Origin of the sequence: Actinokineospora auranticolor, from assembly GCF_002934265.1 — a bacterium.
Taxonomy (GTDB): Bacteria; Actinomycetota; Actinomycetes; order Mycobacteriales; family Pseudonocardiaceae; genus Actinokineospora; species Actinokineospora auranticolor.
On the sequence record NZ_PTIX01000006.1, the window covers coordinates 30,943 to 55,575 of the forward strand.

General features: G+C 71.7%; 28 protein-coding genes. 13 read left to right on the forward strand and 15 right to left on the reverse strand.

Annotated features, from left to right (window positions below):
• Positions 1-4: 4 nt before the first annotated feature.
• The 3 genes from CLV40_RS12795 (at position 5) to CLV40_RS12805 (ending at position 2,123) form a co-directional block, all read left to right on the forward strand.
• Complete coding sequence (locus CLV40_RS12795) at positions 5-625, forward strand: 5-oxoprolinase subunit B family protein (protein WP_104479108.1); 621 nt, start codon at positions 5-7, stop codon at positions 623-625.
• Entirely contained in the window at positions 622-1,488 is an 867-nt protein-coding gene (locus CLV40_RS12800; RefSeq protein WP_104479109.1) for a 5-oxoprolinase subunit C family protein, read from the forward strand. Before CLV40_RS12795 ends, CLV40_RS12800 begins: the two co-directional genes overlap by 4 nt.
• Before the next feature lie 209 nt (positions 1,489-1,697).
• Complete coding sequence (locus tag CLV40_RS12805; protein WP_245931289.1) at positions 1,698-2,123, forward strand: transposase family protein; 426 nt, start codon at positions 1,698-1,700, stop codon at positions 2,121-2,123.
• Between the two features lie 77 nt (positions 2,124-2,200).
• Here CLV40_RS12805 and CLV40_RS12810 read toward each other — a convergent pair whose 3' ends face one another.
• Positions 2,201-3,055, reverse strand: coding sequence for an aminodeoxychorismate lyase (locus CLV40_RS12810; RefSeq protein WP_104479110.1), 855 nt, complete (start codon positions 3,053-3,055; stop codon positions 2,201-2,203).
• Between the two features lie 36 nt (positions 3,056-3,091).
• Here CLV40_RS12810 and CLV40_RS12815 point away from each other — a divergent pair, with 36 nt between their 5' ends.
• From CLV40_RS12815 to CLV40_RS12835, 5 genes are read left to right on the forward strand one after another with little or no spacing between them, the layout of a single operon-like run.
• Positions 3,092-3,535, forward strand: a complete 444-nt coding sequence (locus CLV40_RS12815) for a Fur family transcriptional regulator (RefSeq protein WP_104479111.1) — start codon at positions 3,092-3,094, stop codon at positions 3,533-3,535.
• Entirely contained in the window at positions 3,532-4,647 is a 1,116-nt protein-coding gene (gene ygfZ / locus CLV40_RS12820) for a CAF17-like 4Fe-4S cluster assembly/insertion protein YgfZ (RefSeq protein ID WP_104479112.1), read from the forward strand. Before CLV40_RS12815 ends, ygfZ begins: the two co-directional genes overlap by 4 nt.
• Positions 4,648-4,694: 47 nt before the next feature.
• Positions 4,695-5,540: a beta-keto acid cleavage family enzyme gene (locus CLV40_RS12825; RefSeq protein WP_104479113.1), complete on the forward strand. Its 846-nt coding sequence runs from the start codon at positions 4,695-4,697 to the stop codon at positions 5,538-5,540.
• 55 nt (positions 5,541-5,595) lie between these two features.
• A complete protein-coding gene (locus CLV40_RS12830) occupies positions 5,596-6,174 on the forward strand; it encodes an RsiG family protein (RefSeq protein WP_104479419.1) in 579 nt (192 codons plus the stop codon).
• Entirely contained in the window at positions 6,171-7,136 is a 966-nt protein-coding gene (locus CLV40_RS12835; protein WP_104479114.1) for an asparaginase, read from the forward strand. The genes CLV40_RS12830 and CLV40_RS12835 overlap by 4 nt, the downstream gene beginning before the upstream one ends.
• 107 nt (positions 7,137-7,243) lie before the next feature.
• Here the strand turns inward: CLV40_RS12835 and CLV40_RS12840 are convergent, their stop codons facing one another.
• Entirely contained in the window at positions 7,244-8,122 is an 879-nt protein-coding gene (locus CLV40_RS12840; protein ID WP_104479115.1) for a DUF8083 family protein, read from the reverse strand.
• 227 nt (positions 8,123-8,349) lie between these two features.
• Here CLV40_RS12840 and CLV40_RS12845 point away from each other — a divergent pair, with 227 nt between their 5' ends.
• The gene (locus tag CLV40_RS12845; RefSeq protein WP_104479116.1) at positions 8,350-8,535 is read left to right on the forward strand and encodes a DUF3073 domain-containing protein; all 186 of its coding nucleotides are present in this window, start codon (positions 8,350-8,352) and stop codon (positions 8,533-8,535) included.
• A 104-nt stretch (positions 8,536-8,639) separates the two neighbouring features.
• Here CLV40_RS12845 and CLV40_RS12850 read toward each other — a convergent pair whose 3' ends face one another.
• From CLV40_RS12850 to purF, 6 genes are all read right to left on the reverse strand, one after another.
• Complete coding sequence (locus tag CLV40_RS12850; protein ID WP_104479117.1) at positions 8,640-9,704, reverse strand: NADH:flavin oxidoreductase/NADH oxidase; 1,065 nt, start codon at positions 9,702-9,704, stop codon at positions 8,640-8,642.
• 122 nt (positions 9,705-9,826) lie between these two features.
• The gene (gene arfB / locus CLV40_RS12855; protein ID WP_181043470.1) at positions 9,827-10,264 is read right to left on the reverse strand and encodes an alternative ribosome rescue aminoacyl-tRNA hydrolase ArfB; all 438 of its coding nucleotides are present in this window, start codon (positions 10,262-10,264) and stop codon (positions 9,827-9,829) included.
• Positions 10,265-10,283: 19 nt separating this feature from the next.
• Positions 10,284-11,078, reverse strand: a complete 795-nt coding sequence (locus CLV40_RS12860) for a hypothetical protein (RefSeq protein ID WP_104479118.1) — start codon at positions 11,076-11,078, stop codon at positions 10,284-10,286.
• Positions 11,075-11,584, reverse strand: coding sequence for a SigE family RNA polymerase sigma factor (locus tag CLV40_RS12865; RefSeq protein ID WP_104479119.1), 510 nt, complete (start codon positions 11,582-11,584; stop codon positions 11,075-11,077). The genes CLV40_RS12860 and CLV40_RS12865 overlap by 4 nt, the downstream gene beginning before the upstream one ends.
• Positions 11,585-11,996: 412 nt before the next feature.
• A complete protein-coding gene (gene purM / locus CLV40_RS12870) occupies positions 11,997-13,085 on the reverse strand; it encodes a phosphoribosylformylglycinamidine cyclo-ligase (RefSeq protein WP_104479120.1) in 1,089 nt (362 codons plus the stop codon).
• A 31-nt stretch (positions 13,086-13,116) separates the two neighbouring features.
• A complete protein-coding gene (gene purF / locus CLV40_RS12875) occupies positions 13,117-14,622 on the reverse strand; it encodes an amidophosphoribosyltransferase (RefSeq protein WP_104479421.1) in 1,506 nt (501 codons plus the stop codon).
• 146 nt (positions 14,623-14,768) lie between these two features.
• On the opposite strand from purF, the gene CLV40_RS12880 reads away from it, so the two are divergent.
• A complete protein-coding gene (locus tag CLV40_RS12880) occupies positions 14,769-15,440 on the forward strand; it encodes a TVP38/TMEM64 family protein (protein WP_181043471.1) in 672 nt (223 codons plus the stop codon).
• A gap of 31 nt (positions 15,441-15,471) precedes the next feature.
• On the opposite strand, the gene CLV40_RS12885 is transcribed toward CLV40_RS12880, so the two are convergent.
• The 4 genes from CLV40_RS12885 to CLV40_RS12900 all read right to left on the reverse strand — a co-directional run bounded on the left by CLV40_RS12885 (position 15,472) and on the right by CLV40_RS12900 (position 18,522).
• Complete coding sequence (locus CLV40_RS12885; RefSeq protein ID WP_181043503.1) at positions 15,472-15,816, reverse strand: sterol carrier family protein; 345 nt, start codon at positions 15,814-15,816, stop codon at positions 15,472-15,474.
• A gap of 116 nt (positions 15,817-15,932) precedes the next feature.
• Complete coding sequence (locus CLV40_RS12890; RefSeq protein ID WP_104479423.1) at positions 15,933-16,718, reverse strand: ESX secretion-associated protein EspG; 786 nt, start codon at positions 16,716-16,718, stop codon at positions 15,933-15,935.
• A 35-nt stretch (positions 16,719-16,753) separates the two neighbouring features.
• A complete protein-coding gene (locus CLV40_RS40285; protein ID WP_104479122.1) occupies positions 16,754-18,085 on the reverse strand; it encodes a PPE domain-containing protein in 1,332 nt (443 codons plus the stop codon).
• A 53-nt stretch (positions 18,086-18,138) separates the two neighbouring features.
• Positions 18,139-18,522, reverse strand: coding sequence for a hypothetical protein (locus CLV40_RS12900; RefSeq protein WP_104479123.1), 384 nt, complete (start codon positions 18,520-18,522; stop codon positions 18,139-18,141).
• A gap of 193 nt (positions 18,523-18,715) precedes the next feature.
• On the opposite strand from CLV40_RS12900, the gene CLV40_RS12905 reads away from it, so the two are divergent.
• Positions 18,716-19,255: a type VII secretion system-associated protein gene (locus CLV40_RS12905; RefSeq protein WP_104479424.1), complete on the forward strand. Its 540-nt coding sequence runs from the start codon at positions 18,716-18,718 to the stop codon at positions 19,253-19,255.
• Positions 19,256-19,259: 4 nt separating this feature from the next.
• Here the strand turns inward: CLV40_RS12905 and CLV40_RS12910 are convergent, their stop codons facing one another.
• Together CLV40_RS12910 and CLV40_RS12915 are read right to left on the reverse strand one after the other, a co-directional pair.
• A complete protein-coding gene (locus tag CLV40_RS12910) occupies positions 19,260-20,213 on the reverse strand; it encodes a helix-turn-helix domain-containing protein (protein ID WP_104479124.1) in 954 nt (317 codons plus the stop codon).
• Between the two features lie 60 nt (positions 20,214-20,273).
• On the reverse strand, positions 20,274-20,864 hold the full coding sequence (locus CLV40_RS12915) for a CGNR zinc finger domain-containing protein (RefSeq protein ID WP_104479125.1): 591 nt from the start codon (positions 20,862-20,864) through the stop codon (positions 20,274-20,276).
• Positions 20,865-20,935: 71 nt separating this feature from the next.
• Between CLV40_RS12915 and CLV40_RS12920 the strand changes: the two genes are divergently transcribed.
• A complete protein-coding gene (locus CLV40_RS12920; RefSeq protein ID WP_104479126.1) occupies positions 20,936-21,388 on the forward strand; it encodes an SRPBCC domain-containing protein in 453 nt (150 codons plus the stop codon).
• Between the two features lie 25 nt (positions 21,389-21,413).
• Here CLV40_RS12920 and CLV40_RS12925 read toward each other — a convergent pair whose 3' ends face one another.
• Positions 21,414-23,504, reverse strand: coding sequence for a putative bifunctional diguanylate cyclase/phosphodiesterase (locus tag CLV40_RS12925; protein WP_245931255.1), 2,091 nt, complete (start codon positions 23,502-23,504; stop codon positions 21,414-21,416).
• 327 nt (positions 23,505-23,831) lie between these two features.
• Between CLV40_RS12925 and CLV40_RS12930 the strand changes: the two genes are divergently transcribed.
• Positions 23,832-24,629, forward strand: coding sequence for a lysozyme (locus CLV40_RS12930; RefSeq protein ID WP_104479127.1), 798 nt, complete (start codon positions 23,832-23,834; stop codon positions 24,627-24,629).
• Positions 24,630-24,633 lie beyond the last annotated feature (4 nt).

The window sequence follows — 24,633 nt, forward strand, 5'->3', positions numbered from 1 at the left end:
GCGGATGCGACTGCGGCGGTGCGGGCCGGACGCGGTGCTGGTGGAGCTGGAGTCGCTGGCCGAGGTAGCCGCCGCGCGCACCGCACTGGCCGCGGCGAACCTCCCCGGCCTGGTCGACCTGGTCCCGGCGGCCCGCACGGTCCTGGCTTCCTTCACCCCCGGCTCCCCCGGCCCGCGCCTGGTGCCGGGGGTGTTGGAGAGGGCCGACCTGACCGCTCCGCCTGAGGTCACCGCCGGTGAGGTCGTGCTCCCCGTGGTCTACGGCGGCCCGGACCTGGACCTGGTCGCGTCGACCGCGGGCCTGTCGGTCGAGGACACCATCGCCCTGCACGCGGGCGCGACCTACACCGTCGCGTTCTGCGGCTTCGCCCCCGGCTTCGCCTACCTGACCGGCCTACCCGACCCCCTCTGCCAACCCCGCCTGGACACCCCCCGAACCCGAGTACCGGCAGGCTCGGTAGGCGTCGCGGGCGAGTTCACCGGCATCTACCCCCGATCCTCCCCCGGCGGCTGGCGCCTCCTGGCTCGCCTCGCGGACGACGTGGACCCCCTGTTCGACGCCACCCGCAACCCGGCCGCACTGCTGTCCCCAGGCGACCGCGTGCGCTTCGAGGCGAGGCCGTGACCCGCGCGCTGACCGTGCTGGCCACGGGGCCGTTGGCCCTTGTCCAGGACCTCGGCCGTCCCGGCAACGCCCACCTGGGCGTCCCCCCTTCGGGCGCACTGGACGAACCATCCCTGCGACTCGCGAACCGGTTGGTCGGGAACCCGGAGGACGCGGCCGGGATCGAGACCGTGCTGGGTGGGCTGCGAGTACGCGCCTCCGCGCCCTGCACGGTGGCGGTGACTGGCCCCAGCGTGTCGGTCCGTCTGGACGGGCTCCTGGTGGACTCCCACTCGCCGCTGTTCCTGGGGGCGGGGGCGGAGTTGGAGATCGGCTCGCCGTGGCGTGGTCTGCGCTGCTACCTCGCGGTGTCGGGGGGTGTGGCGGTGGACCGGCAGTTGGGGTCGCGGTCGACGGACATCCTGTCCGGCATCGGCCCGGCGCCGCTGAGGGTCGGGGATGTGCTGCCACTGGGGGCGGTGGTCGAGGTACCGGTCGGGGCGGATGTGGTGTGCGCGGTTCGGGCGCCGGAAGAACTGGTGGTCCCGCTGCTGCTGGGTCCGCGTGAGGACTGGTTCGCGGACGTGACCGCGCGGTTGGCGGGAGCGGTGTGGTCGGTGTCGCCGGAGAGCAACCGAGTGGGGCTGCGGTTGCTGGGTGAGCCGTTGCGGCGGACGTCGGAGTTCGACGGGCGGGAGTTGGTGAGCGAGGGGCTGGTCACGGGGGCGGTACAGGTGCCCGCGAGCGGCTTACCGGTGATCTTCCTGTCCGACCACCCAACAACCGGCGGCTACCCAGTAGTCGGCGTCGTGCCCGCCGCACACCTGGCAGCCCTGGCCCAGGCACGCCCCGGCACGAGAGTGCGCCTACGACCGAGCACCTGAGCCCACTAGCAGGAATCAACGACCAAACTATTCAACCGCCCCCGAGGGCCCAAGCACAGCCCCCGCCCTTCCTCTGGGGGACAGCCCTGCTCCAGTTTATCGGCGGAGCAGGGCAGCGAAGGGGGTGGCGAACAGTGCGTTCCGACGGCCGATGATCTCGATGACCGCAATTCCCATATCGCGGATGGCGCGCTGCTGCCGTGCTGGTCATGGCCTTCCGCCCGGAGTTGTTCTCCGGGAAGCACCGCACGACCGGACACACCGTCCAGGTCGGGTGCACGCCGGACGGACGCTTGAGATGGGTATCGGATCCGATACCGGGATCCCGGAACGACATCGTCGGCTTGAAAGCCTCACACATTCTCGACGGACGAGACCCCGGCACCTGGCCCGGCGACAAGGGCTACATCGGCAGCGGCATCCTCACCCTGATCAGAAAACCCCGAAACCGCGAACAACCCGACTGGGAAATAGATTTCAACCGACAGCACAACTCAATCCGTGTCGTGGTCGAACGCGCCATCGCCCAATTCAAGACCTGGCGCGTTCTCCACACCGACTACCGGCGACCCATCAACACCTTCACCGACACCATCTCGGCTGTTATCGGCCTCTATTTCTACACCACTGAATAACCCTCTGTGGACGAGTTCGACGCATGTGGACAACTCGCGATCAAAGGAAATTGAGCGGGCGGTGGCCGCCGGTGCCGCTAGTACTCCGACTCGTACAGCGCGTTCAGTTCGGTGCAGAGGTCGGTGGCGTCGGGGAGGGCCACGCCGTCGAGTGCCCGGATTCGGCTGATCTTGCGGATGCTGGAAACCACGAACAGGCCGTCAGCCGCAGTCAGCTCCGCGCGGTCCACTGGTTCGACCTTGGTCGTCCAGCCCGCCCGCTCAGCAGCCCGGAACAACGCGGCTTGGGTGGTGCCAAGCAGCACGCCGCTGGTCGGCGGCGGCGTGCGCAATGTGCGGTCGGTGACCAGCACGACCGTCGACGTCGGTCCCTCGAGGACCGTGTTGTCCGCCGCGATGAAGATGACCTCGTCCGCGCCCACCGACTCCGCGTAGCGGTTGGCGGCCATGTTGACCGCGTAGGACAGGGTCTTCGCGCCCAGCAGGAGCCAGGGGGCGCGTTCCACGATGGCCGGGTCGAAGCCGCGTTCCAGGGTCACGGCGGTCACGCCCGCCGTCCGGTTGCGCCGCGACTTGGCGGGGACCTCGAACCCGAGCGCGAACGCCGTCGGGCCGCCGTCGCCGTATTCGGGGCCTCGGGTGCAGACCAGCTTGACCGCCATCTCACCCGCTAACGGCCACGCCGCCAGCACCGTGCGGACCGCCGCCGCCCAGGCCGACCGGTCGGGTACCGGTAGCTCGAGCATCGCGGCGGAGCGGGCCAAGCGGTCCAGGTGGGCGTCGAGTTCGCGGGGCGCGCCGTCCACGACGAGCACGCTCTCGAACACGCCGTCGCCCCGGGTCACGCCCAGGTCGTCGACGCGCACGTGGGTGGCGTCGGGGTCGGCGAGGGTGCCACCGGGGGTTCCGTCCAACATCACCAGCACGCGCATGGGCCAGACCCTACGCCGGGGCCTACCATCGGGAGGGTGGAGACCCAGCCGCTGGAGACCCGCCGCGCGCAGCTGCGGGAGACCCTGCACGAGCGCGGGATGCGGATGACGCCCCAGCGCCAGCTCGTGCTCGACGCGCTGCTGGAGCTGGAGCACGCGACCCCGGAGCAGGTCTGCCAGCGGGTCCAGCGCACCACGCCCACGGTCAACATCACCACCATCTACCGCACGCTGGAACTGCTCGAAGGCCTCAGCCTGGTCCGCCACACCCACCTGGGTCACGGCGCGCCGACCTACTCGGTCCACGAGCACCAGCACGTCCACCTGGTCTGCCACCGCTGCGGCCACGTCGACGAGTCGCCGCGCGCGGTGATGGACGAGCTGTGCGGAACACTGCGGGCGCGGCACGGGTTCGTGCTGGACGCCAGCCACCTGGCGCTGTCCGGCACGTGCCAAAGCTGCTCCCAGGAGAACAAGTGACCGACCACTCCCCCCTGCGCACCGCCCCGGGTGCCGTCCCCGCGCCGGACGGGGCGCTCGACCACGAGGTCCCCTGGCACTTCGGCGACCCGTTCGCCGAGCAGCGCGCCGCGTCCCGGAAGGTCGCGGTGGTGGACCGCTCCCACCGCGAGGTGATCGCGGTCCCCGGCGACGAGCGGTTGTCTTGGCTGCACCTGGTGATCTCCCAGCACGTCACCGAGCTGGCCGACGGCGCGGGCACCGAGGCCTTGGTGCTCGACAGCCAGGGCCGCGTCGACGCGCACATGCTGCTGGCCCACGTGGACGGCACCGTCTGGCTGGACACCGAGCGGGGCGCCGTCGCGACCGGCGCGCGCGGCGGCCGGGTGCCGCTGCTGGAGTACTTCGAGCAGATGGTCTTCTGGTCCAAAGTGGAGCCGAGGGACGCGACGGCGGAGCGGGCCGTGCTGTCGCTCGTCGGCCCGGAAACCCCGGACCTCCTGGCGAAGCTGGGACTCCCGGTCCCGACGGGCCCGTACGCGGTCGCCCAGGGCGGCAGCGTGGTCGTGCGCCGGATGCCGTGGCCCGGCCACGACGCGGCGGACCTGTTGGTACCACGGGAAGAGCTGCGCGAGTGGTGGGACCGGATCACCGACGCGGGCGCCCGTCCCATGGGGTCACTGGGCTTCGAGGCGCTGCGGGTGGAGTCGCTGCGGCCCCGGCTCGGTGTGGACACCGACGAGAAGTCGATCCCGCACGAGGTGAACTGGGTCCACGTCGCCGCGCACGTGGCGAAGGGCTGCTACCGCGGCCAGGAGACGGTGTCCAAGGTCCACAATGTCGGCCGCCCCCCGCGCCGGATGCTGCTGCTGCACCTCGACGGCGCGGCGGACGTGCTGCCGGAGACCGGTGCGCCGGTCAAGGCGGGCGAGCGGGTCGTCGGCCGGGTGGGGTCGGCGGTGCAGCACCACGAACTCGGCCCGATCGCGCTGGCCCTGGTGAAGCGGTCCGTCGAGCCCGGCACGGCGCTGGCGGTCGGCGCGGAGGCCACCCAGGCCTCGATCGACCCGGACTCGGTGCCCGAGGACACCCCGGCGCTCGGCCGCGCGGCGGCGCAGGGCCTGCGCGGATAGTCCGCCTGCCGTCGGTGGCAACCCGTGCCCTGTGCCAGGATCGCGGTATGTCGGCGACTTCTCGGCCCGGTGCGCAGGGCACGCTCATCACCGTCGCGCCAACCGGGGCCGAGCACCGCAAGGAAGACGTGCCGAACCTCCCCGTAACCCTTGGGGAGTTGGTGAAAACCGCGCAGGACTGCGAGCGCGTCGGCGCGTCGATGATCCACATTCACATCCGCGACGACGACGCCCGGCCCACGCTCGACCTCGCGCGGCTGCGGGAGACGGTCGCCGCGGTGCGCGAGCACACCCGGCTCGTCGTCCAGCTCTCCACCGGTGGGGCGGTCACCGACTCCGAGGAGGACCGGTTGGCGGTTCTCGACGCCCTCCCGGATTCCGCCTCCTGCACCATGGGGACGGTCAACTTCGGCACCGACGTCTTCCTCAACCGGTGGGAGTTCATCGTCGAACTCCACACCCGGATGCAGGACCGCGGGATCGTGCCCGAGTACGAGATCTTCGACCTCGGCCAGCTGACCAGCCTGCACCGCCTGCTCGACCGGCACGGCCCGCCCGCGGGTGGGCGTGTCCACGTCGACCTGGTCATGGGTGTCCCCGGCGGGATGGCGGGCGACCTCGAGACCTTCGCCGCCGCGCTGCGGTTGATCCCCGAAGGGGCGACGTTCTCCGCGACCGGGGTCGGCCGGGCGAGCATCCCGGTGCTGCTGGCGTCGCTCTCCGCCGGTGGACACGTCCGGGTGGGGATGGAGGACACCACCACCTACGCCAAGGGGGAGCGCGTGAAGGACAACGCGCAGCTCGTGGCCCGGGCGTCCGGTTTGGCGAGGATCGCTCAGCGCCCGCCGATTGGTCCGGAAGAGTCGAGGGTACTTCTGGGGGTGGCGAGCTGAACGCCGTTGTCGTCAAGATATGGCGATCGAGCACCGAGTGGCGGAGGATGTGCCCGTGATCGAAGTCCGCCCGGGAGGGCGCAGGCGCATCGATAGGGTCCTGTCGCCCGAGTACGTCGAGGGCCTGGCCGGACTGGGCCTGGCCGAGGTCCGGGTGCGCCGCGACGACGCGGCGCAGGAGGAGACGGACCTGTCCTACCTGCGCAGGCTGCTGCACGGCCGGATCGACATCGTGCGCGCCGAGCAGCGCAGGCGGGCCAGCGGCGAGTCCACCTCGGTGGTGGACCAGCTCGCCGTGATCCTGGCGGACAACGCCGTCGGCCCGGCCACCGGCTCCGGCCGCTACCAGACCATGGAACCGTCCCGGGCCGAGGCGCACCGCAGGCACGTGGAGGCGCTGGTGTCCGACGCCGACCTCTCCGACGTCGGCGCGCTCCCCGACGACCGGCTGGCCCTGGCGCTGCGCACCTACCAGGCCGAGGAGGCCTCGGTCTCCCAGCGCAGGCGCGAGGTGCAGCGGGTCATGGACCTGCTCAACGACGAGATCGGCGGCCGCTACCGGGCGGGCAGCGCCTCCGTCGACGATCTGCTGGCCGCCGAGCGCGGCGAGCGGCCAGGAGGCGAGTCCCGCTGAACAACCCCGTCTTAGTCGAGGTGCTGCGGTCCGGTTTCGTCGAGTCGATCCACCGCGGGTCGGTCGTCGTGCTCGCCCCGGACGGCCGGGTCCGGCTCGCCCTCGGCGAGGTGCACGAGCCGGTCTTCACCCGGTCGAGCAACAAGCCGCTACAGGCCCTCGGGCTGCTGCGCGCGGGCCTCGACCTGCCCGACGACGCCGACCTCGCCGTGGGGTGCGCCTCGCACAGCGGCGAGTCCGAGCACGTGGAGCAGGTGCTGGGCATCCTCGCCAAGAACGGCCTGTCGGAGACCGACCTGGGCTGCCCGCCCGACTGGCCGCTGAACCAGGCCGCGCGCAACCGGGTGATCGCCGGGGGCGGCGGCAAGCGGGCGGCGGCGATGAACTGCTCCGGCAAGCACGCCGCGATGCTGGCGGTCAGCGCCCAGCAGGGTTGGGACACCCGCGGCTACCTCGACCCGGAGCACCCCGCGCAGGCGGCCATCGCCGACGCCGTGGAGGACATGACCGGCGAGCCGATCGCCACGATCGGCGTCGACGGCTGCGGTGCCCCGCTGTTCGCCCTGACCCTGGCGGGCCTGGCCACCGGCTACACCCGGCTGGTCCTGGCCGCGCCGGGCACCCGGCGCAGGCGGGTGGCCGACGCGATGCGCGCGCACCCGTTCCTGGTCGGCGGCACCGACCGCGACGACTCCGAGCTGATGGAGGCCATCCCCGGCCTGCTGGTCAAGGGTGGCGCGGAGGGTGTGCACGCGATGGTGCTGCCGGACGGCACCGCGATGGCCATGAAGATCGACGACGGCGCCCCGCGCCCCCGCACCCCGATCCTGGTCGGCGTGCTGCGCGCGCTCGGCTACGACGCCCCCGAGCTGGCGGAGAAGGCGGAGCACGACGTGCTCGGCGGCGGCGTCCCGGTCGGCGCGGCCCGCCTGACCGACGGCCTGCTCGACAAGCTGGACTGAGCCGACTCCCGCTCAGCCGTCACCTCGACGAGCTGGACTGGTCCCGCCGCCCCGATGCCCGGCAGCGTTCACCCGCCGGGTCCGGAGCGGTGGCGGGTGGACATGTCTCAGTTCAGCTGCTCGCGAGCCGCTAGGTCGCCCCAGAAGTCCCGGAGGCGCTCGAAGCGCTCGCCGACCTCACCGGGGTCCGAGCGCTCGATGGCGTCGAGGATGGCGTGCACGTCCTCGGCGGACGAGTCCTCGGTCAGCTCCTCGTCGGTGAGCAGCTGCACCAGGCCGCCGTAGTCGAGTTCGACCGCGGAGCCCTCGGCGAAGTTGCCCAGCCACTGCGCGGTGTCGGCCAGGACCTTGGTCGGGCCGGTCTCGCCGAAGGTGCGCTTGGTGAGCGTGTGCGCCCGCTCCACGCGGGCCAGGGCGTCGGCCAGGGTGGCGCGCCAGAACACCTCGCGCCGCGGGTCCTCGCGCGGGGCCAGCACCACGTGCCGGGCGTCCGGGTCGACCAGGGAGAACCAGGGCAGCGGCACGGTCCAGGTGGTGGACACGACGTGCACCGCCCCGCTGGGCAGCTCCCCGAGCACGCTGGTGGCCTTGCGGCGGATCGCGTCCGGCGGGGAGCCGAGCACGGCGTCGCGCAGCACCGACCCGGAGGTGGCCAGGAACCCGACCATCGCCGCGGCCGAGCGGGCCCGCAGGTCCAGCGGGCACACCAGCGGCCCCGACCCGGCCGCGCTGCCCGGCACCTCGGCCGGGTCGATGACCAGCAGGTCGCGGATGGAGCTGGGGGTCGGCCTGCCGTCGGGCAACTCGCCCGGGAGCACCGAACCCGCCAGCTGTGACTTGAGCCATACCTCGCGCTCGCGGGCGGCGGCGTCGGCCCGGTCGAGGCCGCCCACCTCGACGGCGCCGCGCAGCAGGCCTGCCAGGGGCTCGGCGAAGGTGGACAACGGTTCGTACACCCGCAGATAGGCGACGAACGGTCGAGGCACCCCTCCATGCTTCCACGAACCCGGGGCGCGGTGGCGCCGGGGCGAGGGATTCGCGAGGTTCGCCGGACCGGCCGAGCGCAGTTCTCGGTGATGTCAGGTTCTGCACACCGTGCCGCGTCGCATCGAACCCCTTCGGCACGGTACGGTAGCTGGCAGGAATCAACTGTCGACATCTACGGGGCCGCCGTTCCCCCGGCCGCCCCGTCACTGTGCGAGGGGGTCGAGCCATGGGGCGCGGCCGAGCTAAGGCCAAGCAAACGAAGGTGGCCCGGGAGCTCAAGTACAGCTCACAACCAACGGACTTCGACGCCTTGCAGCGCGAGCTGTCGGGTGGCGGGTCCGACGACGGTCACGATCAGGGTGACCGATTCGACGACTCGTCCGAGGACGAGTACGACGACTACCGGCGATGAATCCCGGGTCCAGTGCTCCCGGGTGCTGGGCCCCACGCCGCTGAACCCCCTCACGTAAACCGTGCAGGCCGTCCCGGACACCGGGACGGCCTGCACGGTTCGGCTCAGAGCGCCCGCGCGTACTGGACCGGTGGGGTGGCCCCCACACCGAGCGCCGCTGCGGCGCGATGCGGCCAGTACGGGTCGCGCAGCAGCTCGCGACCCAGCAGCACCAGGTCTGCCGACCCGTCCGCGAGGACCCGTTCGGCCTGGTGCGCTTCGGTGATCTCGCCGACCGCCGCGGTGGCCACCTCGGCCTTGCGCCGGATCGCGTCGGCGAAGGGCACCTGGTAGCCGGGCCCGGTGGTGATCCGCGCGTCCGCGACGTTGCCGCCGGAGGACACGTCGACCAGGTCGGCGCCCGCCGCGGCCAGCGCGCGGGAGATCTCCACGGAATCGTCGACGGTGAGCCCGCCGTCGGTCCAGTCGGTGGCCGAGATCCGCACGAAGACCGGCAGGTCGGGACCCACGGCCGCGCGTACGGCCCGGACGACCGCCAGCGGGAACGCGAGCCTGCGGGCCGCGTCGCCGCCGTACGCGTCGGTGCGGGTGTTGGTCAGGGGCGACAGGAACTCGTGCAGCAGGTAGCCGTGCGCGGCGTGCACCTCGACGACCTCGAAACCCGCCTCGACGGCGAACCTGGCGGCCTGCGCCCAGGTGTCGACCAGGGCCTCGATCTCCGCGGCCGAAAGCGCTTGCGGCACCCGGTACTCGGGGGTGAACGGCTCGTCGGTCGGCCCGACCGGGGTCCAGCCGCCGTCCTCGTCGGCCACCCCGCCGCTCCGCTCGACCCAGGGGCTGTAGGTGGAGCCCTTGCGGCCCGCGTGCGCGAGCTGGATGCCGGGCACCGATCCCTGGGACCGGATGAATTCGGTGATCGGCCGCCAGGCCTGCACGTGCCGGGCCGACCAGATGCCGGTGTCCTGCGGCGCGATGCGGCCGATCGGCTCGACCGCGGTGGCCTCGGCGATCACCAGCCCGGCGCCGCCGACCGCGCGCGAGCCCAGGTGCACCAGGTGCCAGTTGTCCGGCAGCCCGTCGGTGGCCGAGTACTGGCACATGGGGCTGACCGCGATCCGGTTCGGCAGCGTGGTCGACCGCAGGGTCAACGGGCTGAACAGCAGGCTCACTCGGGGTCCCCTCCCGTGGCGTTGGCCCCAGGTTCGAGGATCGCCGAACCTGGGTCGTCGACACGCACAGCGCCGGGGGACGGGTGGGATGTTCCCGATCAGGTGAGGGTCACACGGGGGTGCTACTCGTCCCGCGTCACTCGCCGCGACTGCTTGGTGAGCGACCGCTGGCGCTTCGCGGTGAGCCTGCGCTCGCGGGCGCCCCGGCTGGGCTTGGTGTCGCGCCGCTTGGGCGGCGGCGGCGCGGCGGCCTGGCGCAGCAGCGCGGCTAAGCGCTCGCGGGCGGCGGCGCGGTTGGCCAACTGGGCGCGGTACTCGCTGGCGGCGATCGTGAGCACGCCGTCGACCAGCCGGTTCGCCAGCCGGGCCACCATCCGCTCGCGCAGGTGCTCGGGGACCGACGGGGAGCGGACGACGTCGAAGCTCAACTCGACCCGGCTGTCGGCGGTGTTGACGCCCTGACCACCGGGGCCGGAGGAGCGGGAGAACCGCTCGCGCAACTCGGCCGCCGGGATCACCAGCGCGGAGGACACCACCAACTCGGACACGTCGTCCAGCATGCCGGACGGGGCAAGCGGGTTATCCGCGCGGACCGGCGCCGACGGCGATGGAGATCAGGAGGTCGTCCCCCAGGACCTGGTCGAAGCGCCAGCCGCTGCCCTCGCCGATGGTCTCGGTGACCTCGACGGTGCGCCCGTCCGGCCGGTCCGCGACGACCTGGACGATGGTGGGCCGCTCCTCGGTGCGGGTGACCCGCAGGGGAGTCCGGTCCTGGACCCTGGTGTAGCAGGACGGCTGCTGCTGGCAGGCCGTGCTGTGGCTGAACTCGCCGGTGTAGTACATCCGCACGGTCAGCAGCCGGTTGCCGAGCTTGGTGTGCAGGGTCGCCTTCATCCAGCCGTCGGGGCCCTTGGTGTTCCACTCGTACGCGCCCTCGTACGAGGTCTTCGTGAATATCTCGGCGGGCCACTTCTTGGCCATCTCCCGCATGGACGTCGCGAAGGTGGAGTAGTCGGGGTACTCCATCTCGGGTGCCCGCGTGCCGGGTGACGTCGAGGGCGCCACGGGGCTCTGGGTGACCGTGCTCACGGGTGCCGGGGCCGCCGCGGGCGCGCCCGGGTCGACCGACGACGAGGTCGACGGCGGCGGTGCCGCGGGCCCGACCTGCTCGGGGCGCAGACCGAACGCCCCACCGGAGATGGCCGCCGCGCCGAAGACCGCGAACGCCACCGCCAGCGTCACCCCACCGACCGCCGCCTGCCGTCGCCTGCGCAGCCTGCGCTTGCCGTCGGCGATGACCCCCGCCCGGTCCAGCCCCATCGGCGGCTCACCGCGCAGTGCGACCTCGAGGAGTTCGCGCACGTCGTCGGTCACAGTTGGCCCTCCACCAGCACCCGGCCCCCAGCCAGCAACCTCCGCAGCGTGGCCAGGCCCTTGGCGGCCTGGCTCTTGATCGTGCCCTCGCTCTTGCCCAGCACCTGGGCGGTCTCGGACACCGACAGGTCCTCCCAGTAGCGCAGGACGACCACGGCCCGCTGCCCGGCGGGGAGCTGGGCGAGCGCCCGCCGCACGTCCACGGCGTCGTCGACCCCGGCGGGATCGACCCCGACCTCGGGTAACTCGTCAACGACGTTCTCACGTCTGCGGAACGCCCGCCGGGACTCGTCGATGGCGGTGCGGACCATGACCTTGCGGGAGTAGGCGTCGACACCCCCCTCGCGGTTGAGCCGCGGCCAGGCCACGTAGATCTTGGCGAGCGTGGTCTGCACCAAGTCCTCGGCGCGGTGCCAGTCGCCACCGCTGAGCAGGAACGCGGTCCGGCGCATGACTCCTGCCCGGCTGTCCAGGAACTCCCCGAACTCCGCATCCCGGTCCGGCACGGTGGGTACCTCCCTCGGTCAGCCTGTAGTACGGGGGCGTACCGGACGAGGTTGCCTGAGGGGTGTCGTGATTTCGCGGATCAGAGAGCGGGGTCACTTCGGCCGCGGCGAGAGTGCCCGACTGCGGGCTCGGCAGGCCATCACCTGGCCGACAACTGTTTCACCACCCCGCCCGGACCCAGGACAGCCCCCGCCCTCCTCTGGGGGGACAGCCCTGCTCCAGTCTATCGGCGCACGGGCAGCGGGGAAGGCGTGGCGAAAGCCTGTGGATGCGCGCCGCCCATGTGGACAACCCGCCGGCGGCGGGTCGAGGCGCGGGCAAGATCATCTCGAGGTGGGGTGAGGCTGGGTCGCGGCAAAGACGACTGCCCCGACCTTCGGCCAGGTCGGGGCAGTCGGTGGTCTACTGGGGTCAGAAGCGCGGGTGTTCGCCGTGGAGTTCGGCGCGGGGGGCGTTCGCGTCCTCGGCGGGGCGGACCTCACCCAGGATCCACGACGGCACGTGCCGGGCCGTGAGGATGGCGAGGGCCCGGTCGACGTCCTCCGGCGCCACCACGGCCACCATGCCGACGCCCATGTTGAAGGTGCGCTCCATCTCCTCGCGGGCCACGCGGCCCCGCTGGGCGATCATGGAGAAGATCGGCTGCGGGGACCAGGTGCCCCGGTCCAGGCCCGCGCGCAGGCCGTTGGGGATGACCCGGGCCAGGTTGGCGGCCAGGCCGCCGCCGGTGATGTGGGCGAAGGTGCGCACCTCGGCCTCCGCCACCAGGGCCAGGCAGTCCTTGGCGTAGATGCGGGTCGGCTCCAGCATCTCCTCGCCCAGGGTGCGGCCGAACTCCTCGACGTGGCCGGACAGCGGGATCCGCCCGATCTGCAGCAGCACGTGCCGGGCCAGCGAGTAGCCGTTGGAGTGCAGGCCGGAGGAGCCCATGCCGATGAGCACGTCCCCCGGGCGCACCCGGTCCGGGCCGAGCACCTGGTCGGCCTCGACCACGCCGACGCCGGTGGCCGACAGGTCGTACGCGCCGTCCGACATCAGGCCGGGGTGTTCGGCGGTCTCCCCGCCCAGCAGCGCGCAGCCCGCCTGCACGCAGCCCTCGCTGATGCCCTTGACCAGCGCCGCGATCCGGTCCGGCAGGACCTTGCCAACCGCGATGTAGTCCTGCAGGAACAGCGGCTCGGCACCGCACACCACCAGGTCGTCGACGACCATCGCGACCAGGTCGATGCCCACCGTGTCGTGCACGTCCAGCGCCTGCGCCACGGCGATCTTGGTGCCGACGCCGTCGGTGGACGAGGCCAGGACCGGTTCGCGCCAGCGGTCGAGCTTCAACCGGAACAGACCGGCGAACCCGCCGATGCCGCCCAGCACCTCCGGCCGGGTCGCCTTGTCCGCCCACGGCCTGAGCTTCTCGACGGCCTCGTCGCCTGCCTCGATGCTCACCCCGGCCGCGGCGTAGGTGGCGTTGACGGTGGACTCGGGTGAACTGTTGTCAGTCATGGCGCAATCGGTGTCGGTGGATTAAGGGGGGTCACGGACGCCGAAGCGCGTCTTCGGCACCGTACCCGGCTGGGGCCAGCGGCGCGGCGGCGCCCGCCACGCCCTTCTCGATGCCCTCCAGCAGGTGCTTCCCGATCAGCGCGTCCTCGGGCAGCTCGATCGGGTACTCGCCGGTGAAGCAGGCCGAGCACAGCCGGGTCTTGGGCTGCTCGCTGGCCGCGATCAGCGACTCCAGGGTCGCGTAGCCCAGCGAGTCCGCCCCGATGGAGCGGCGGATGCCGTCCAGGTCGAGGCCGTTGGCGATCAGCTCCGCGCGGGACGCGAAGTCGATGCCGTAGAAGCACGGCCAGCGGATCGGCGGCGCCGCGATGCGCACGTGCACCTCGAGGGCCCCGGCCTCGCGCAGCATCCGCACCAGCGCGCGCTGGGTGTTGCCGCGCACGATGGTGTCGTCGACGACGACGAGCCGCTTACCGCGGATGACATCGCGCAGGGGGTTGAGCTTGAGCCGGATGCCCAGCTGCCGGATGGTCTGCGACGGCTGGATGAAGGTGCGGCCGACGTAGGCGTTCTTCACCAGCGCCGTGCCGTACGGGATGCCGCTGGCCTGCGCGTACCCGATGGCCGCGGGCACGCCGGACTCCGGCACCGGCACCACCAGGTCGGCCTCGACCGGCTGCTCGGCGGCGAGCTTGCGGCCGATCTCCACCCGGGTCGCGTGCACCGAGCGGCCCGCGATCGTGGTGTCCGGCCGGGCCAGGTAGATGTACTCGAACAGGCAGCCCTTGGGGTCCGGCGTGGCGAAGCGCGACGAGCGCAGCCCGGCCGCGTCGATCGCGATCAGCTCGCCCGGCTCGACCTCCCGGACGAACGACGCGCCGACGATGTCCAGCGCGGCGGTCTCGCTCGCGACCACCCAGCCCCGCTCCAGCCGCCCCAGGACCAGCGGGCGCACGCCGTGCGGGTCGCGGGCGGCGTAGAGGGTGGACTCGTCGGAGAAGACCAGGCAGTAGGCGCCGCGCACGGTCGGCAGCAGCTCCACCGCGGCCTGCTCCAGCCCCTTGTCCGCCGCGCCCGCGGCCAGCAGGCCGGTCAGCAGGTCGGAGTCGGTGGTGGCGCCGTTGCGGCTCAGCAGGCCCTGTTCGACGGCCCGCTCGCGCAGCTCCGCGGTGTTGACCAGGTTGCCGTTGTGCCCGAGGGACAGACCGCTGCCGATCGCCGTGGTGCGGAACGTCGGTTGGGCGTTCTCCCAGGTGGTGGAGCCGGTGGTGGAGTACCGGCAGTGCCCGACGGCGACGTGGCCGCGCAGCGACGAGAGGACCTGCTCGTCGAAGACCTGGCTCACGAGGCCGAGGTCCTTGAAGACGACTATCTGGCTGCCGTCGGCGACCGAGATGCCCGCCGCTTCCTGCCCTCGGTGCTGGAGTGCGTACAGGCCGTAGTAGGTGAGCTTCGCCACCTCCTCGCCTGGCGCCCAGACGCCGAACACGCCGCATTCTTCGCGGGGCTCGACTTCCGGCTGGTCGGAGACGGGCATTGGGCCAGTGCGGAACTGGTCGGCCACCGAAGCGCTCCCTGTGGACGGAGTGAGGCTGCACCCCAGTGTAAGCGCTGCTTCGGGGTGCGTTCACCACCGGAAGGTGGGCCCGGTCACCGACCCGCCCTTGCCATTACCGTGTGGGGGTGTCCGCACGCGCCACCTTGATCATCCTGTTGGGAGCCGTCGCCCTGGTGGTGGCGGGCTCGCTGGTGCCGATCCCCAGCCCGGTCGAGGTCCGCACCTGGGCGCAGGACGCGGGGTGGGCCACGCCGGTGCTGTTCCTGCTGGCGTACTCGCTGCTCACCGTGGCCCCCATCCCGCGCACGGTGTTCAACCTGACGGCGGGTCTGCTGCTCGGCGGACCGGCGGGTGTGGCGGTGTCGATGGTGGCGACCATGCTGGCCTCGGTGCTGGCGTTCGGCCTGGCCAGGGGTCTCGGCAGGAGGCTGGTCGAGCCCCACCTCGAACGCGGCGCGGTCCGCGCGGTCAACGCCCGGCTCTCCGGTGGCGGCCTGGGCGCGGTGACGTCGCTGCGGTTGGTCCCGATGGTCCCGTTCTCGGCGATGAACTACTGCTGCGGCCTCTCGACCATCCCGATGCGACCGTTCCTGATCGGCACGTTCCTCGGCAGCCTCCCCGGCACCGCCGCCGCCGTGGTCCTGGGCGACGCCCTCACCGGGACGACCCCGCCCGCCCTGCTCGCGATCTACGCCGTGTTGGCCGTGGTCGGCGGGGTCGGTCTGTACGTCGTGCTCCGTCGCAGCGGGACCCCGGTCGGCGAGCTGACCGACGAGGAGGAACGGCTCGCGGCCTGAACCCCTTGGCCCACCGGGAAATCTCGACCGCCTAGAAGCGCAGCAGAGGAAGCAGTCCGGAAAGGTCGGCCCGACTGCCCGAAGCGGACACCCGACCGTCCGCCACCGCCTCGCCCCAGCCGACGCGCCCGGTCGCCAACTCCAGCCACGTCTTCGGATCCGTCTCGATGACGTTCGGCGGTGTACCACGGGTGTGCCGTGGACCCTCGATGCACTGGATGGCCGCGAAAGGCGGCACGCGCACCTCGACGGTATGCCCCGGGGCGTCCTGTTCCAGCGTGCGCAGGCTCAACCGCACCGCAGCGGCCAACGGGGTCCGTTCGGGCTTGTCGCCGCCGTCCAGCCAGGGCAGGACGACGGCGACAGCCGCACGCATCTCGGTCGGGTCGACACTTTTCCTCGGCACAGACCCAGTGTCACCTACGTCTTCCGGGACTTGTCGACGGTCGGCCGCCAAGCCGGGAACGATGCCGGGCGGCGGGCGGAATCAGCTCAGTTTTCCGCGTCCCGGACTACTTCGCCCAGCACCTCTTCGATGTGGTGGACCATCCTGCGGTTGTCCGCGGGCGAGATGGTCGTCCACAGCGTGCGGTCCGGCGACGCGCGGCGGATCTGCACGTAGCGGCCGTTGTCCGTGTCGAAGAACGACACCACCCGCTCCGCCCGCAGCCGCCTGCCGAGGCGGTCCCGGGCGGCGGCTCCGAAGTTCCCGGTGCCGCGGACGTCGCCGATCATCTCCGTCAGCGCCGTCGCGTCCGCGCCCCGGACGCCCTGGGACAGCAGGGCGTTCTCGAACGCCTTCGGGGTGCGCTCGGTGGCCTTCGCGGCGTACTCGAAGTCCACCGTGCGCACCGTGACCGACTGGCCGGGTCCGGCGGCCACCGGGGGCAGGACGCCCACGGCGGCCGACGGCAGGCTGATCGGCGAGGTGCGGCTCAGCGTGACGGTGTCGTCGCTGAGCACCGCCAGCACGCCGTCGCGACCGGCGGCGCAGGCGAGCAGCCGCACACCGCGGCCGACCCACGTGCGCCCGTCCACCTCGTGCTCGGGCCGGGCGAGCACGCCGAACAGGTGCTCGATCTCGGGGTCCAGGTCGACCTTGCGGCCGATGCCCCGCGCTTCGAGCCCCGCCCAGGCGCGCTCTTCCAGCTCCGCGCGCTCCTCGTACGTCTTCCCCGGTGATGGCACCTTGACCACCAGCGGCATGGTCCCCGGCGAGAGGTGCTCCCAGAGCACGTCGAACTCCAGGGCGGACAGCGATACCGGCGAGCTCTCCACCTGCGTGTCTCCGAAAGCGATGTCGGTGAAGAGGGTCACTCGTCGGCGCCGAGCACGGCCTGCGAGACGCGGCGCTCGTCGCCGAAGACGTCGTCCGTCTCGACCAGGTAGGTGGCCGACTCGAACTCTTCCTCGTCGTTCTCGCCGTTCTGCTGGCCGTTCGAACCCATCGGGCCGCCGAGGCCACCACGACCGGCACCGGCCGCCGCGCCGCCACGGGTGCCCATGACGTTCTCGCCCGCGCCCATCCCGCCCGCACCGGACATGCCGCCGCGGCCGAGCTGGCCCTTGGCCGCCTCGTTGCCCGCGGTGGCACCGGTGCCGCCGAGGCCGTTCGCGCCGCCGCCGGACCCACCGCCGCCGGGACCACCCAGCACACGTCCGCCTTCGGCCCCGGACACCGGGACACCGAGCTGGCCCTGGAACTGGCCCGCGCTCGGCGACTGGTTGAAGTTCGGGCTGCCGGGGTTGTTGGTGAACTGGTTGTTGAAGTTGTGCAGGTTCGGGTCGAGGTGCGCCGACTGCACGGGGGTGAAGCTCGACGGCGTGGTGCCGCCGCCGGTCACCGGGTTGAACGTGCCCGGCTTGACCTGGCCGTTGCCCTGGTCCCAGGAGACCTGGTGGCCGCCCTGGAAGTCGGTGCCGCCGGGGTGGAACTGCGCGGGCTTGCCGCCGACGCCGACGTTGCCGACCGAGTGGTCGGTCGTGGTGTAGGTCGGGGTGTGGCCGGTGCCGCCGAAGCCGGAGCTGAACGAGCTGGCGGCGTAGTTGGTGCCGCCGGAGGGCTCCGGGGTGGAGATGACCACGTCCGGCGGGGGCACGAACTCACCGAGCGTCGCGGTGTTGAAGCTGCTGCTGGACTGGTAGCTGTCCATGGTGTCCACGGCCTTCTGCGAGGCGGCGGACTGCGCCTGCTCCTGGGCCTCGTGGTCGGCGGCCTGCAACGCGACGTCCATCGCCGGGCCGGGCAGGCCGACGGCCATGCCGAGGCCCGCGCCCGCGACGTCCCACGCCGAGGGGGCCGGGGTGGTGACCTCGACCGGCTCCGGCATCTCCGCGCGGGCCCGGGCGATCATGTCGGCCTGGTACTCGGTGGAGGCGCGCATGCCGGTGGCGCCGGACTGCGCGTCCGTGGCCCACTGCTGCAGCGGCGTCAGGCCCGCGTGCGCCTGCTCACCGGCGCTGCCCTCCCAGGCGGCCTGCAGGGTGCCGAGCTTGGCGTTGAGGTCGGCGTCGATCTGGGCGAGCTCGGAGTTGAGGTTGTCCCAGTACTCCGTCTGCGGGGTCGACGCGGACGGGCCGGGCCCGCCGTTGATCATGTCGTGCAGTTGCTTGTGGTCGTACCCCTGCCACCTGTGCATAACCATCTTCGGATCACCCTCGGTCTAGAACGTGCGAAAGGTCGGGGACGGGGCTCGGGTCACGAGTGGTGGTGCTTGCCCCACATCGCGGAGTTCGTGCCCTCGGTGGCCGTGTAGCCCTGCTCGGCCTTCTCCAGCGCGGTGATCGCGTTCTGCAGCTGGGTCTCGTAACCACGCAGGCACGCGATCGCCGAGTCCACGCCGCCACCGTTGGTGCGCTCGGTGAACTGGGTCGCCGTCTCGCCGCTGACCGGGTCGTTCGCCCAGCGCGGCACCTGCAACCCGTCGAGCGCCGCGACCTTCTTGGCGACCCGGTCGTGCGCCTCGCGGAAGGCCGCGAGCGCACCCGGGATCGCGGACGGTTCGATGCGGAGGGTCTGTGTTCCGGCGTAGGCGGGTCCCGCAGGAGCGGAACTCCCCCCGCCGCCATCGGCTAGAAACACCGTGTTGACTCCCTGGTCCTGAGGTTTGTCGCGACTCTATCTCTGATGGTCGCGCTGGTGGAGGGGTTCCCGCGTTATTGGTCGAACCGGTGGGGAGATTTCCGCGCGCGCTGCGCTCGGGAGCGCTCCGGTCACGCCACGTGAGCATCCCGCCTAGGATGTGCCGGACCCGCACCGCGCCCGGGAGGCGACGATGGACCGACCCGAGATCACGCTCGAGATGCGCGCCAGCGCGCGCTCCAACCCCAACAGCTGGCTGTACGTGATCGACCCGGAGTTCGGCCAGCACGAGGACGTGCCGTCCTGGGGCATCGTCGGCGCCTACCCGGTGGACGCGCGCGGCGAGATCGGCGACGGGTTCCGCCCCAACCGCGGCTACCGCCCGTCACCGACCGCGCTGCGGATGCCGGTCGCGGCCAACAGGCTGGAAAAGGTGCTCCAGCTCATCCACACCCGCCACCGCGCGCACACCGACCTGCTGCCCGCGCTGCGGGACGCGACGGTCCTGGTGTTCGCCCGGTCGTCGGCCGACCGGGCGCTCACCGGCTTCCCCAACCACGACGGCACGGTGATGGTGCCGGTGTGCACCTCGGCGGCGCACGTGCCGGGGAGCTGGCCGGGCTGGCGCGCGATGCGCGGCCGTGACGTGGCCGCGCACCTGCGCGGCCACCCCCTGGTGGTGAACCCGCAGGGACCGATCACCGCCGTGGTGCCCGCCGCCCACCTGCGCTGAGCGCTCACCCCGCGCCGGGCACCTCGCCGCCCGGCTCCTCGACCGGCAATCCCCTGTCCGTCAAGGGATTCCCCTGCTCCAGCCCGCCGACCTCGGCCAGGCTGAGACCACCGCCGTAGGCGGCGACCGCGATGTCGGCGATCAGCACCCGGGACTCGTCCGGCTCCAGCGCGACCCGGTCGAGCGCGTCGACGACCGCGCGGTACGCGGTGACCTCGCCGGGCCGGTCCAGGAACTGCCAGGACAGTTCGTGCGCCAGGTGCACGACCGGCTTGAAGTCGAGGAACTCCAGCAGCCGGAACCCGCCGCCCAAGCCCGCGTGCGCACCGGCGGCGGCGGGCACCACGCGCACGGTGATGTGGTCGCGCACCGACATCCGCAGCAGGTCGTGGAGCTGGTCGGACATCACCTCGCCGTCGCCGACGGGCAGCCGCAGCGCGAACTCGTGCAGGTAGAAGACGGTGTTGAGGGAGCTGTCGGTCTTGAGCCGCTGCCTGCGCGCGCTGCGGGCGACCAGCCGTTCCTCGGCCTCCTCCGGTTCGACGGTCACCTTGGCGGCGATCAGGGCGCGGGCGTAGTCGTCGGTGCGCAGCAGGGCGGGCAGGGCGTTCAGGCTGAACTCGGTGATGGTCGAGGCCTGGAGCTCGTGGTCGATGACGGTGCGCAGGCGCGCGGGCAGCCGGGCCTCGTGCACCCGGAACCAGCCGGGGACGCGCATCTCCGCGCACAGCTTGAACATCCGGTCGCGCTCGTCCTCGGTGACCGCGCAGACCTCGAAGAACGCGGCCAGGTCGCCGGGCGAGACGCCCCGGGTGCCCAGCAGCATGCGGGACAGCTTGCTCTTGGACCAGCCCAGCCGCTGGGCGGTTCGCACGCCGTTGAGCCGGGCCCGGTCCATCGCGGCACGCATTCCGTCGCCGAGCTCGCGACTGCGGATGGTCGGTTCACGCTTTTCCATGGCGTACCAATAATCAGTTTCCCGCCGGTAAAGGAAAGCGGTTGACGCCCCCGCATCGGCTTACCCGGGAATCGAAGCTCCAGCCCGGTAATTGCCCACTTTGTGGCGGTTGCCGCACCGCTGCATCGAGCACCACCGCCGCGTCCCGGGCCGAGAGGTGTCGAGGAACAGCAGCGTGCAGTCATCGGCAGCACACTCCCGCACCCGCTCCCGACGGTCGGTGGTCAGCAGGTCGATGGCGTCACGGGCAGCCGCGCCGAGGATTTCCGCCCCGGTGACCGGCCCCACCCAACGCCGTTCTCCGGTTACCGGATTCACTGCCGGACGCGGCACCTGCGCCGCCGAGTCGTTGATAACGGCCAGCTGCGCGGGTTCCAGCCGTTGCGCTCTTGTCATCGCGGGCACAACCAGCCACAAGATGTCACGGAGGTGCTTGATCCTGGCGAGTTCGGGCTGCCGGATCCGCAGGTCCACCAGCGGGGCGAGATCGGCGAGCATCGAGTCGGCCAACCAGTCGACCAGGTCCTCGGGCCTGTGCAGCACCTCGTAGTGGTCGTAGGGCGCCGGACCGCCGGTGAGCAGCAGTTCCAGACTGAAGGCGCCGGGCTCGAACTTGTAGCGCACGCCGGAGGGTGTGGTCAGGACCCGCATGTAACCACTATAGTCGGTGTCGTGAACCGCTTAAACCGGTTACACGAGTCCCCGCCCCGAGGAGCACCACCATGACCAAGCCGGTCTCGTTCACCCGCACCGACGCCGTCCTCAACTCCGACGTCGGCCGCACCCGCGACGCGGGCTGGCAGGTCGGCGTGTCGAAGACCGTGCCGAGGACGAAGGAGTCGGTCTGGGCGTTCCTGACCAGCCGCGACGGGGTGGCGATCTGGCTCGGAGCGGGCGCGGTGGTGGATCGGACCACGGGTGCGCGGTACACGACGAGCGCGGGTACCACGGGTGAGACGCGCAGCTACCGGGATTGTGACCGGATTCGGCTGACTTGGCAGCCGAGGGGCTGGGACCACGTCACGACGGTGCAGGTGGCGATCAGCGAGAAGGAGGGGAAGACGACCATCCGGTTCCACCAGGAGTGGCTGGCGAACGCGGTCGAGCGGGCACAACAGCGGGTGCACTGGCAGGGCGTGATGGAGGCTTTCACCACGGCCCTCGCTCAGCGCTGATCAAGCATTTACCGGTGTGGTGGAACTACTTCTCCAACCACCGCTCGATTTCCTCCGGACGACCGGGTTTCGCGAAGAGCCAGCCCTGGGCGTTGTCGCAGCCGAACTCCCGCAAGCGATCCGCCTGCTCCGGGTCCTCCACCCCTTCCGCGATCACCACGTGCCCCAGCGCGTGCGACAACGTGACCAGCGTGGTGACGATCTGCGCGTCCGCCGGGTCCGCCGTCGGTGAGTCCCGCAGCCCCTCCATGAACGACCCCGCCAGCTTGATCGCGTGCACCGGCAGGTGCCGCAGGTACGCCAGGTTCGAGTACCCCGTCCCGAAGTCGTCGATCGCGATCCGGATCCCCATGTCCGCCAGCTCCCGCAGGGTGCGCAGCGGCCCCCCGGTGGTGTTCATGATGGCGCTCTCGGTCAGCTCCAGCTGGATCGACGACGGCGGCAGGTTCGCCGCGCGGATGATCGTGGCCACGTCCGCGACCAGGGTCGGTTCCTCGGTCTGCCGGGCCGCCAGGTTGACGCTCACGACCGGGGCCCGGTCCCCGTATGTGTCGTGCCAGCGGCGGGCTTGGCGGGTGGCTTCGCGCAGCACCCACCGGCCGAGGGGGACGATCAGGCCGGTTTCCTCGGCCAAGCCGATGAACTGGTCGGGCCCGAGCCGCCCGAACTCGGGGTGCGCCCAGCGGACCAGGGCCTCCACACCGACCAGTTCCCCGTCGCTCAGCCGGACGATCGGCTGGTAGTCGACGTAGAACTCCTCGCTCTCCACCGCGGCGGGCATCCGCGCGGAGAGGGTGAAGCGGGCGACCTCGCGGGCGTTGCGGTCGGGGTCGTAGCCCGCCCAGCGGTTCTTGCCGTCGGCCTTGGCCCAGTACAGGGTGACGTCGGCGTCGCGCATGGTCTCGGCGGGCGTCGCGCCGACCACCGAGCGCTCGACCAGGCCGATGCTGGCGGACACGGCGAGCCGGTGGCCGCCGATCGGCACCGGTTCGGCCAGCGCGGACAGGATCCGCTCGGCGAGGGCGACCAGTTCGGCGCGGCCGGAGTTGTCCTCGACCAGCACCACGAACTCGTCGCCGCCCATCCGCGCGACCATCCGGCCGGTGCCGGTGACCAGCGCGTCGAGTCGGGCGGCGACGGCGACCAGCAGGTCGTCGCCGATGTCGTGGCCGAGGCTGTCGTTGATGACCTTGAAGCCGTCGAGGTCGAGGTAGCAGAGGCCGACCCGGTGCCTGCCGCCCCTGGCGAAGGCGGCGGTCAGCCGTTCGGTGAACAGCGCCCGGTTGCCCAGCCCGGTCAGCGGGTCGTGGTTGGCCTGGTGGCGCAGCCGCTCCTCCAGCATGTGCCGGTCGGTGATGTCCTCCAGCATGCCGACCAGGTACTGCGGCGCCCCGGTCGCGTCGCGCACCAGCGACACCGTCAGGTCGGTCCACAGCGGGGTGCCGTCGGAGCGGCGCAGCAGCCGCTCCATCCGGTAGTGGTCGCGGGCGCCGGTGCTGATCTCCTCCAGCGGGCGGCGCATGGCGGCGGGCTCGTCGGGGAAGCGCAGCCGGGTGACGTTCATCCCGCGCAGCTGGTCGACCCGGTAGCCGAGCATCTCCGACAGCGCCCGGTTGACCTCCAGCAGCGTGCCGTCCGGGTCGGCGATGGCGATGCCGATGGCGGCCTGGTTGAACATCGCGCGGAACCGGGCCTCGCTGGCCATCAGCGCGGACTCGGCGCCGCGGCGGGCCTCCAGCGCGGCGCGGCGGATGGACTCCTGGTCGCGGAAGACCTTCTCGCGCATCGCGGTGGCGAACCCGGCGGCGAACGCGCCTTGGACGGCGGGCAGCAGTTCGGGGCGCAGGTCGTCGCCCCCCACGACGCGCAGCAGGTCGGCGCCGATGAGTTGCAGCGACGCGCCGAGGGTCTGGGCGCCCGCCAGGCGCAGCGCGACCATGCCCGCGCCGATCCGCTCGACCGGCTCCGGGTTGAACCGGTCCGCGCGCAGGCCCGCCAGCAGCACCTCGGTGTACTCGCGGACCTGGTCGACGAGACGGCGGTGGTCCATGGCCACGTAACCGGTCTCGGTGAGCACGGTCGCCCACATGCGCGCGAACGCGTCGGGTCCGCCCACCGTTCTCCCTTCCCGCGAGCACCGGTCGATCTCCACGCAAAGTCTCGCCCGTTCAACGCCAGGTAGCCAGCCCGGATGCGAGTTTTGCGGCCGGGAAGTTTCGGGTTGACCTAGCGCACCCACGTGACTACCCAATGCGCTCGCCGTGCGCGGGGCGTGAGGAACTTTTCCACCATGCCAGAGCCCGCTCACCCCTGGTCACCCCCGAAGTAGTCAATTCTCCACACGTCGACATGACAATCGGATAGTTATCCGATCACAATCGACGCACGGGTGGTCACGATCAGTGTCCCGGAGTTGGTTCGACGTCCGCGAAAGGTGGTTGGAATGGCAACTGTTCACCACAGGAGACCGGTTCTCGCCGCGGTGCTCGGCGCGGTGGTCGCGACGGTGCTCGCGACCACCCCGGCCGCGGCGGGTTCGACGGCACCGCAGGTCACCAATCATGAGATGGGTTCGCAAATCCGGCTGCGCGAAGGCGTCTCCCGGGGCGCGGCGCGCGCGACCGGGGCGACCGTCTCGGGCATCGATGTCTCCAGCCATCAGGGCGAGGTCGACTGGTCATCCTGGTGGAACCAGGGCAAGCGCTTCGCCTACGTGAAGGCTACCGAGGGGACGAGCTACCGGAACCCGTTCTTCGCCCAGCAGTACAACGGTTCTTACCGGGTGGGCATGATCCGCGGCGCCTACCACTTCGCCCTCCCGGATGTGGCAGGCGGTGCGGTGCAGGCGAAGTTCTTCACCACCAGCGGCGGCGCCTGGTCCCGTGACGGCAAAACCCTGCCCGGCGTGGTCGACCTGGAGTACAACCCGTACGGCGAGCCCTGCTACGGCCTGTCCCAGGCGGCCATGGGCACATGGATCCGCGACTTCACCACGACGTACAAGTCCCGCACCGGCCGCGACGCCGTGATCTACACGAGCACCACCTGGTGGGCCAGGTGCGTTGGCGCGCGGTCGTTCTCGGGCACGAACCCGCTCTGGGTGGCCCGCTACGCGAGCGCGGTCGGCACGCTCCCCTACGACTGGGCGGTCTGGACGTTCTGGCAGTACACGTCGTCCCCGATCGATCAGGACTACTTCAACGGCACCATCGACCGCCTGCGGGTGCTGGCCACCGGGTAGTTTC

What these genes read in the sequence shown, in the direction of transcription:
- CLV40_RS12805 (WP_245931289.1), top strand. Translation starts at nt 1,698, where the DNA reads ATGGCCTTCCGCCCGGAGTTGTTCTCCGGGAAGCACCGCACGACCGGA.
- arfB (WP_181043470.1), bottom strand. Translation starts at nt 10,264, where the DNA reads ATGCTGGACGACGTGTCCGAGTTGGTGGTGTCCTCCGCGCTGGTGATC.
- purF (WP_104479421.1), bottom strand. Translation starts at nt 14,622, where the DNA reads ATGCCCGTCTCCGACCAGCCGGAAGTCGAGCCCCGCGAAGAATGCGGC.
- CLV40_RS40285 (WP_104479122.1), bottom strand. Translation starts at nt 18,085, where the DNA reads ATGGTTATGCACAGGTGGCAGGGGTACGACCACAAGCAACTGCACGAC.
- CLV40_RS12845 (WP_104479116.1), top strand. Translation starts at nt 8,350, where the DNA reads ATGGGGCGCGGCCGAGCTAAGGCCAAGCAAACGAAGGTGGCCCGGGAG.
- CLV40_RS12930 (WP_104479127.1), top strand. Translation starts at nt 23,832, where the DNA reads ATGGCAACTGTTCACCACAGGAGACCGGTTCTCGCCGCGGTGCTCGGC.
- CLV40_RS12885 (WP_181043503.1), bottom strand. Translation starts at nt 15,816, where the DNA reads ATGCGTGCGGCTGTCGCCGTCGTCCTGCCCTGGCTGGACGGCGGCGAC.
- CLV40_RS12810 (WP_104479110.1), bottom strand. Translation starts at nt 3,055, where the DNA reads ATGCGCGTGCTGGTGATGTTGGACGGAACCCCCGGTGGCACCCTCGCC.
- CLV40_RS12920 (WP_104479126.1), top strand. Translation starts at nt 20,936, where the DNA reads ATGACCAAGCCGGTCTCGTTCACCCGCACCGACGCCGTCCTCAACTCC.
- CLV40_RS12910 (WP_104479124.1), bottom strand. Translation starts at nt 20,213, where the DNA reads ATGGAAAAGCGTGAACCGACCATCCGCAGTCGCGAGCTCGGCGACGGA.
- purM (WP_104479120.1), bottom strand. Translation starts at nt 13,085, where the DNA reads ATGACTGACAACAGTTCACCCGAGTCCACCGTCAACGCCACCTACGCC.
- CLV40_RS12915 (WP_104479125.1), bottom strand. Translation starts at nt 20,864, where the DNA reads ATGCGGGTCCTGACCACACCCTCCGGCGTGCGCTACAAGTTCGAGCCC.
- CLV40_RS12905 (WP_104479424.1), top strand. Translation starts at nt 18,716, where the DNA reads ATGGACCGACCCGAGATCACGCTCGAGATGCGCGCCAGCGCGCGCTCC.
- CLV40_RS12825 (WP_104479113.1), top strand. Translation starts at nt 4,695, where the DNA reads ATGTCGGCGACTTCTCGGCCCGGTGCGCAGGGCACGCTCATCACCGTC.
- CLV40_RS12795 (WP_104479108.1), top strand. Translation starts at nt 5, where the DNA reads ATGCGACTGCGGCGGTGCGGGCCGGACGCGGTGCTGGTGGAGCTGGAG.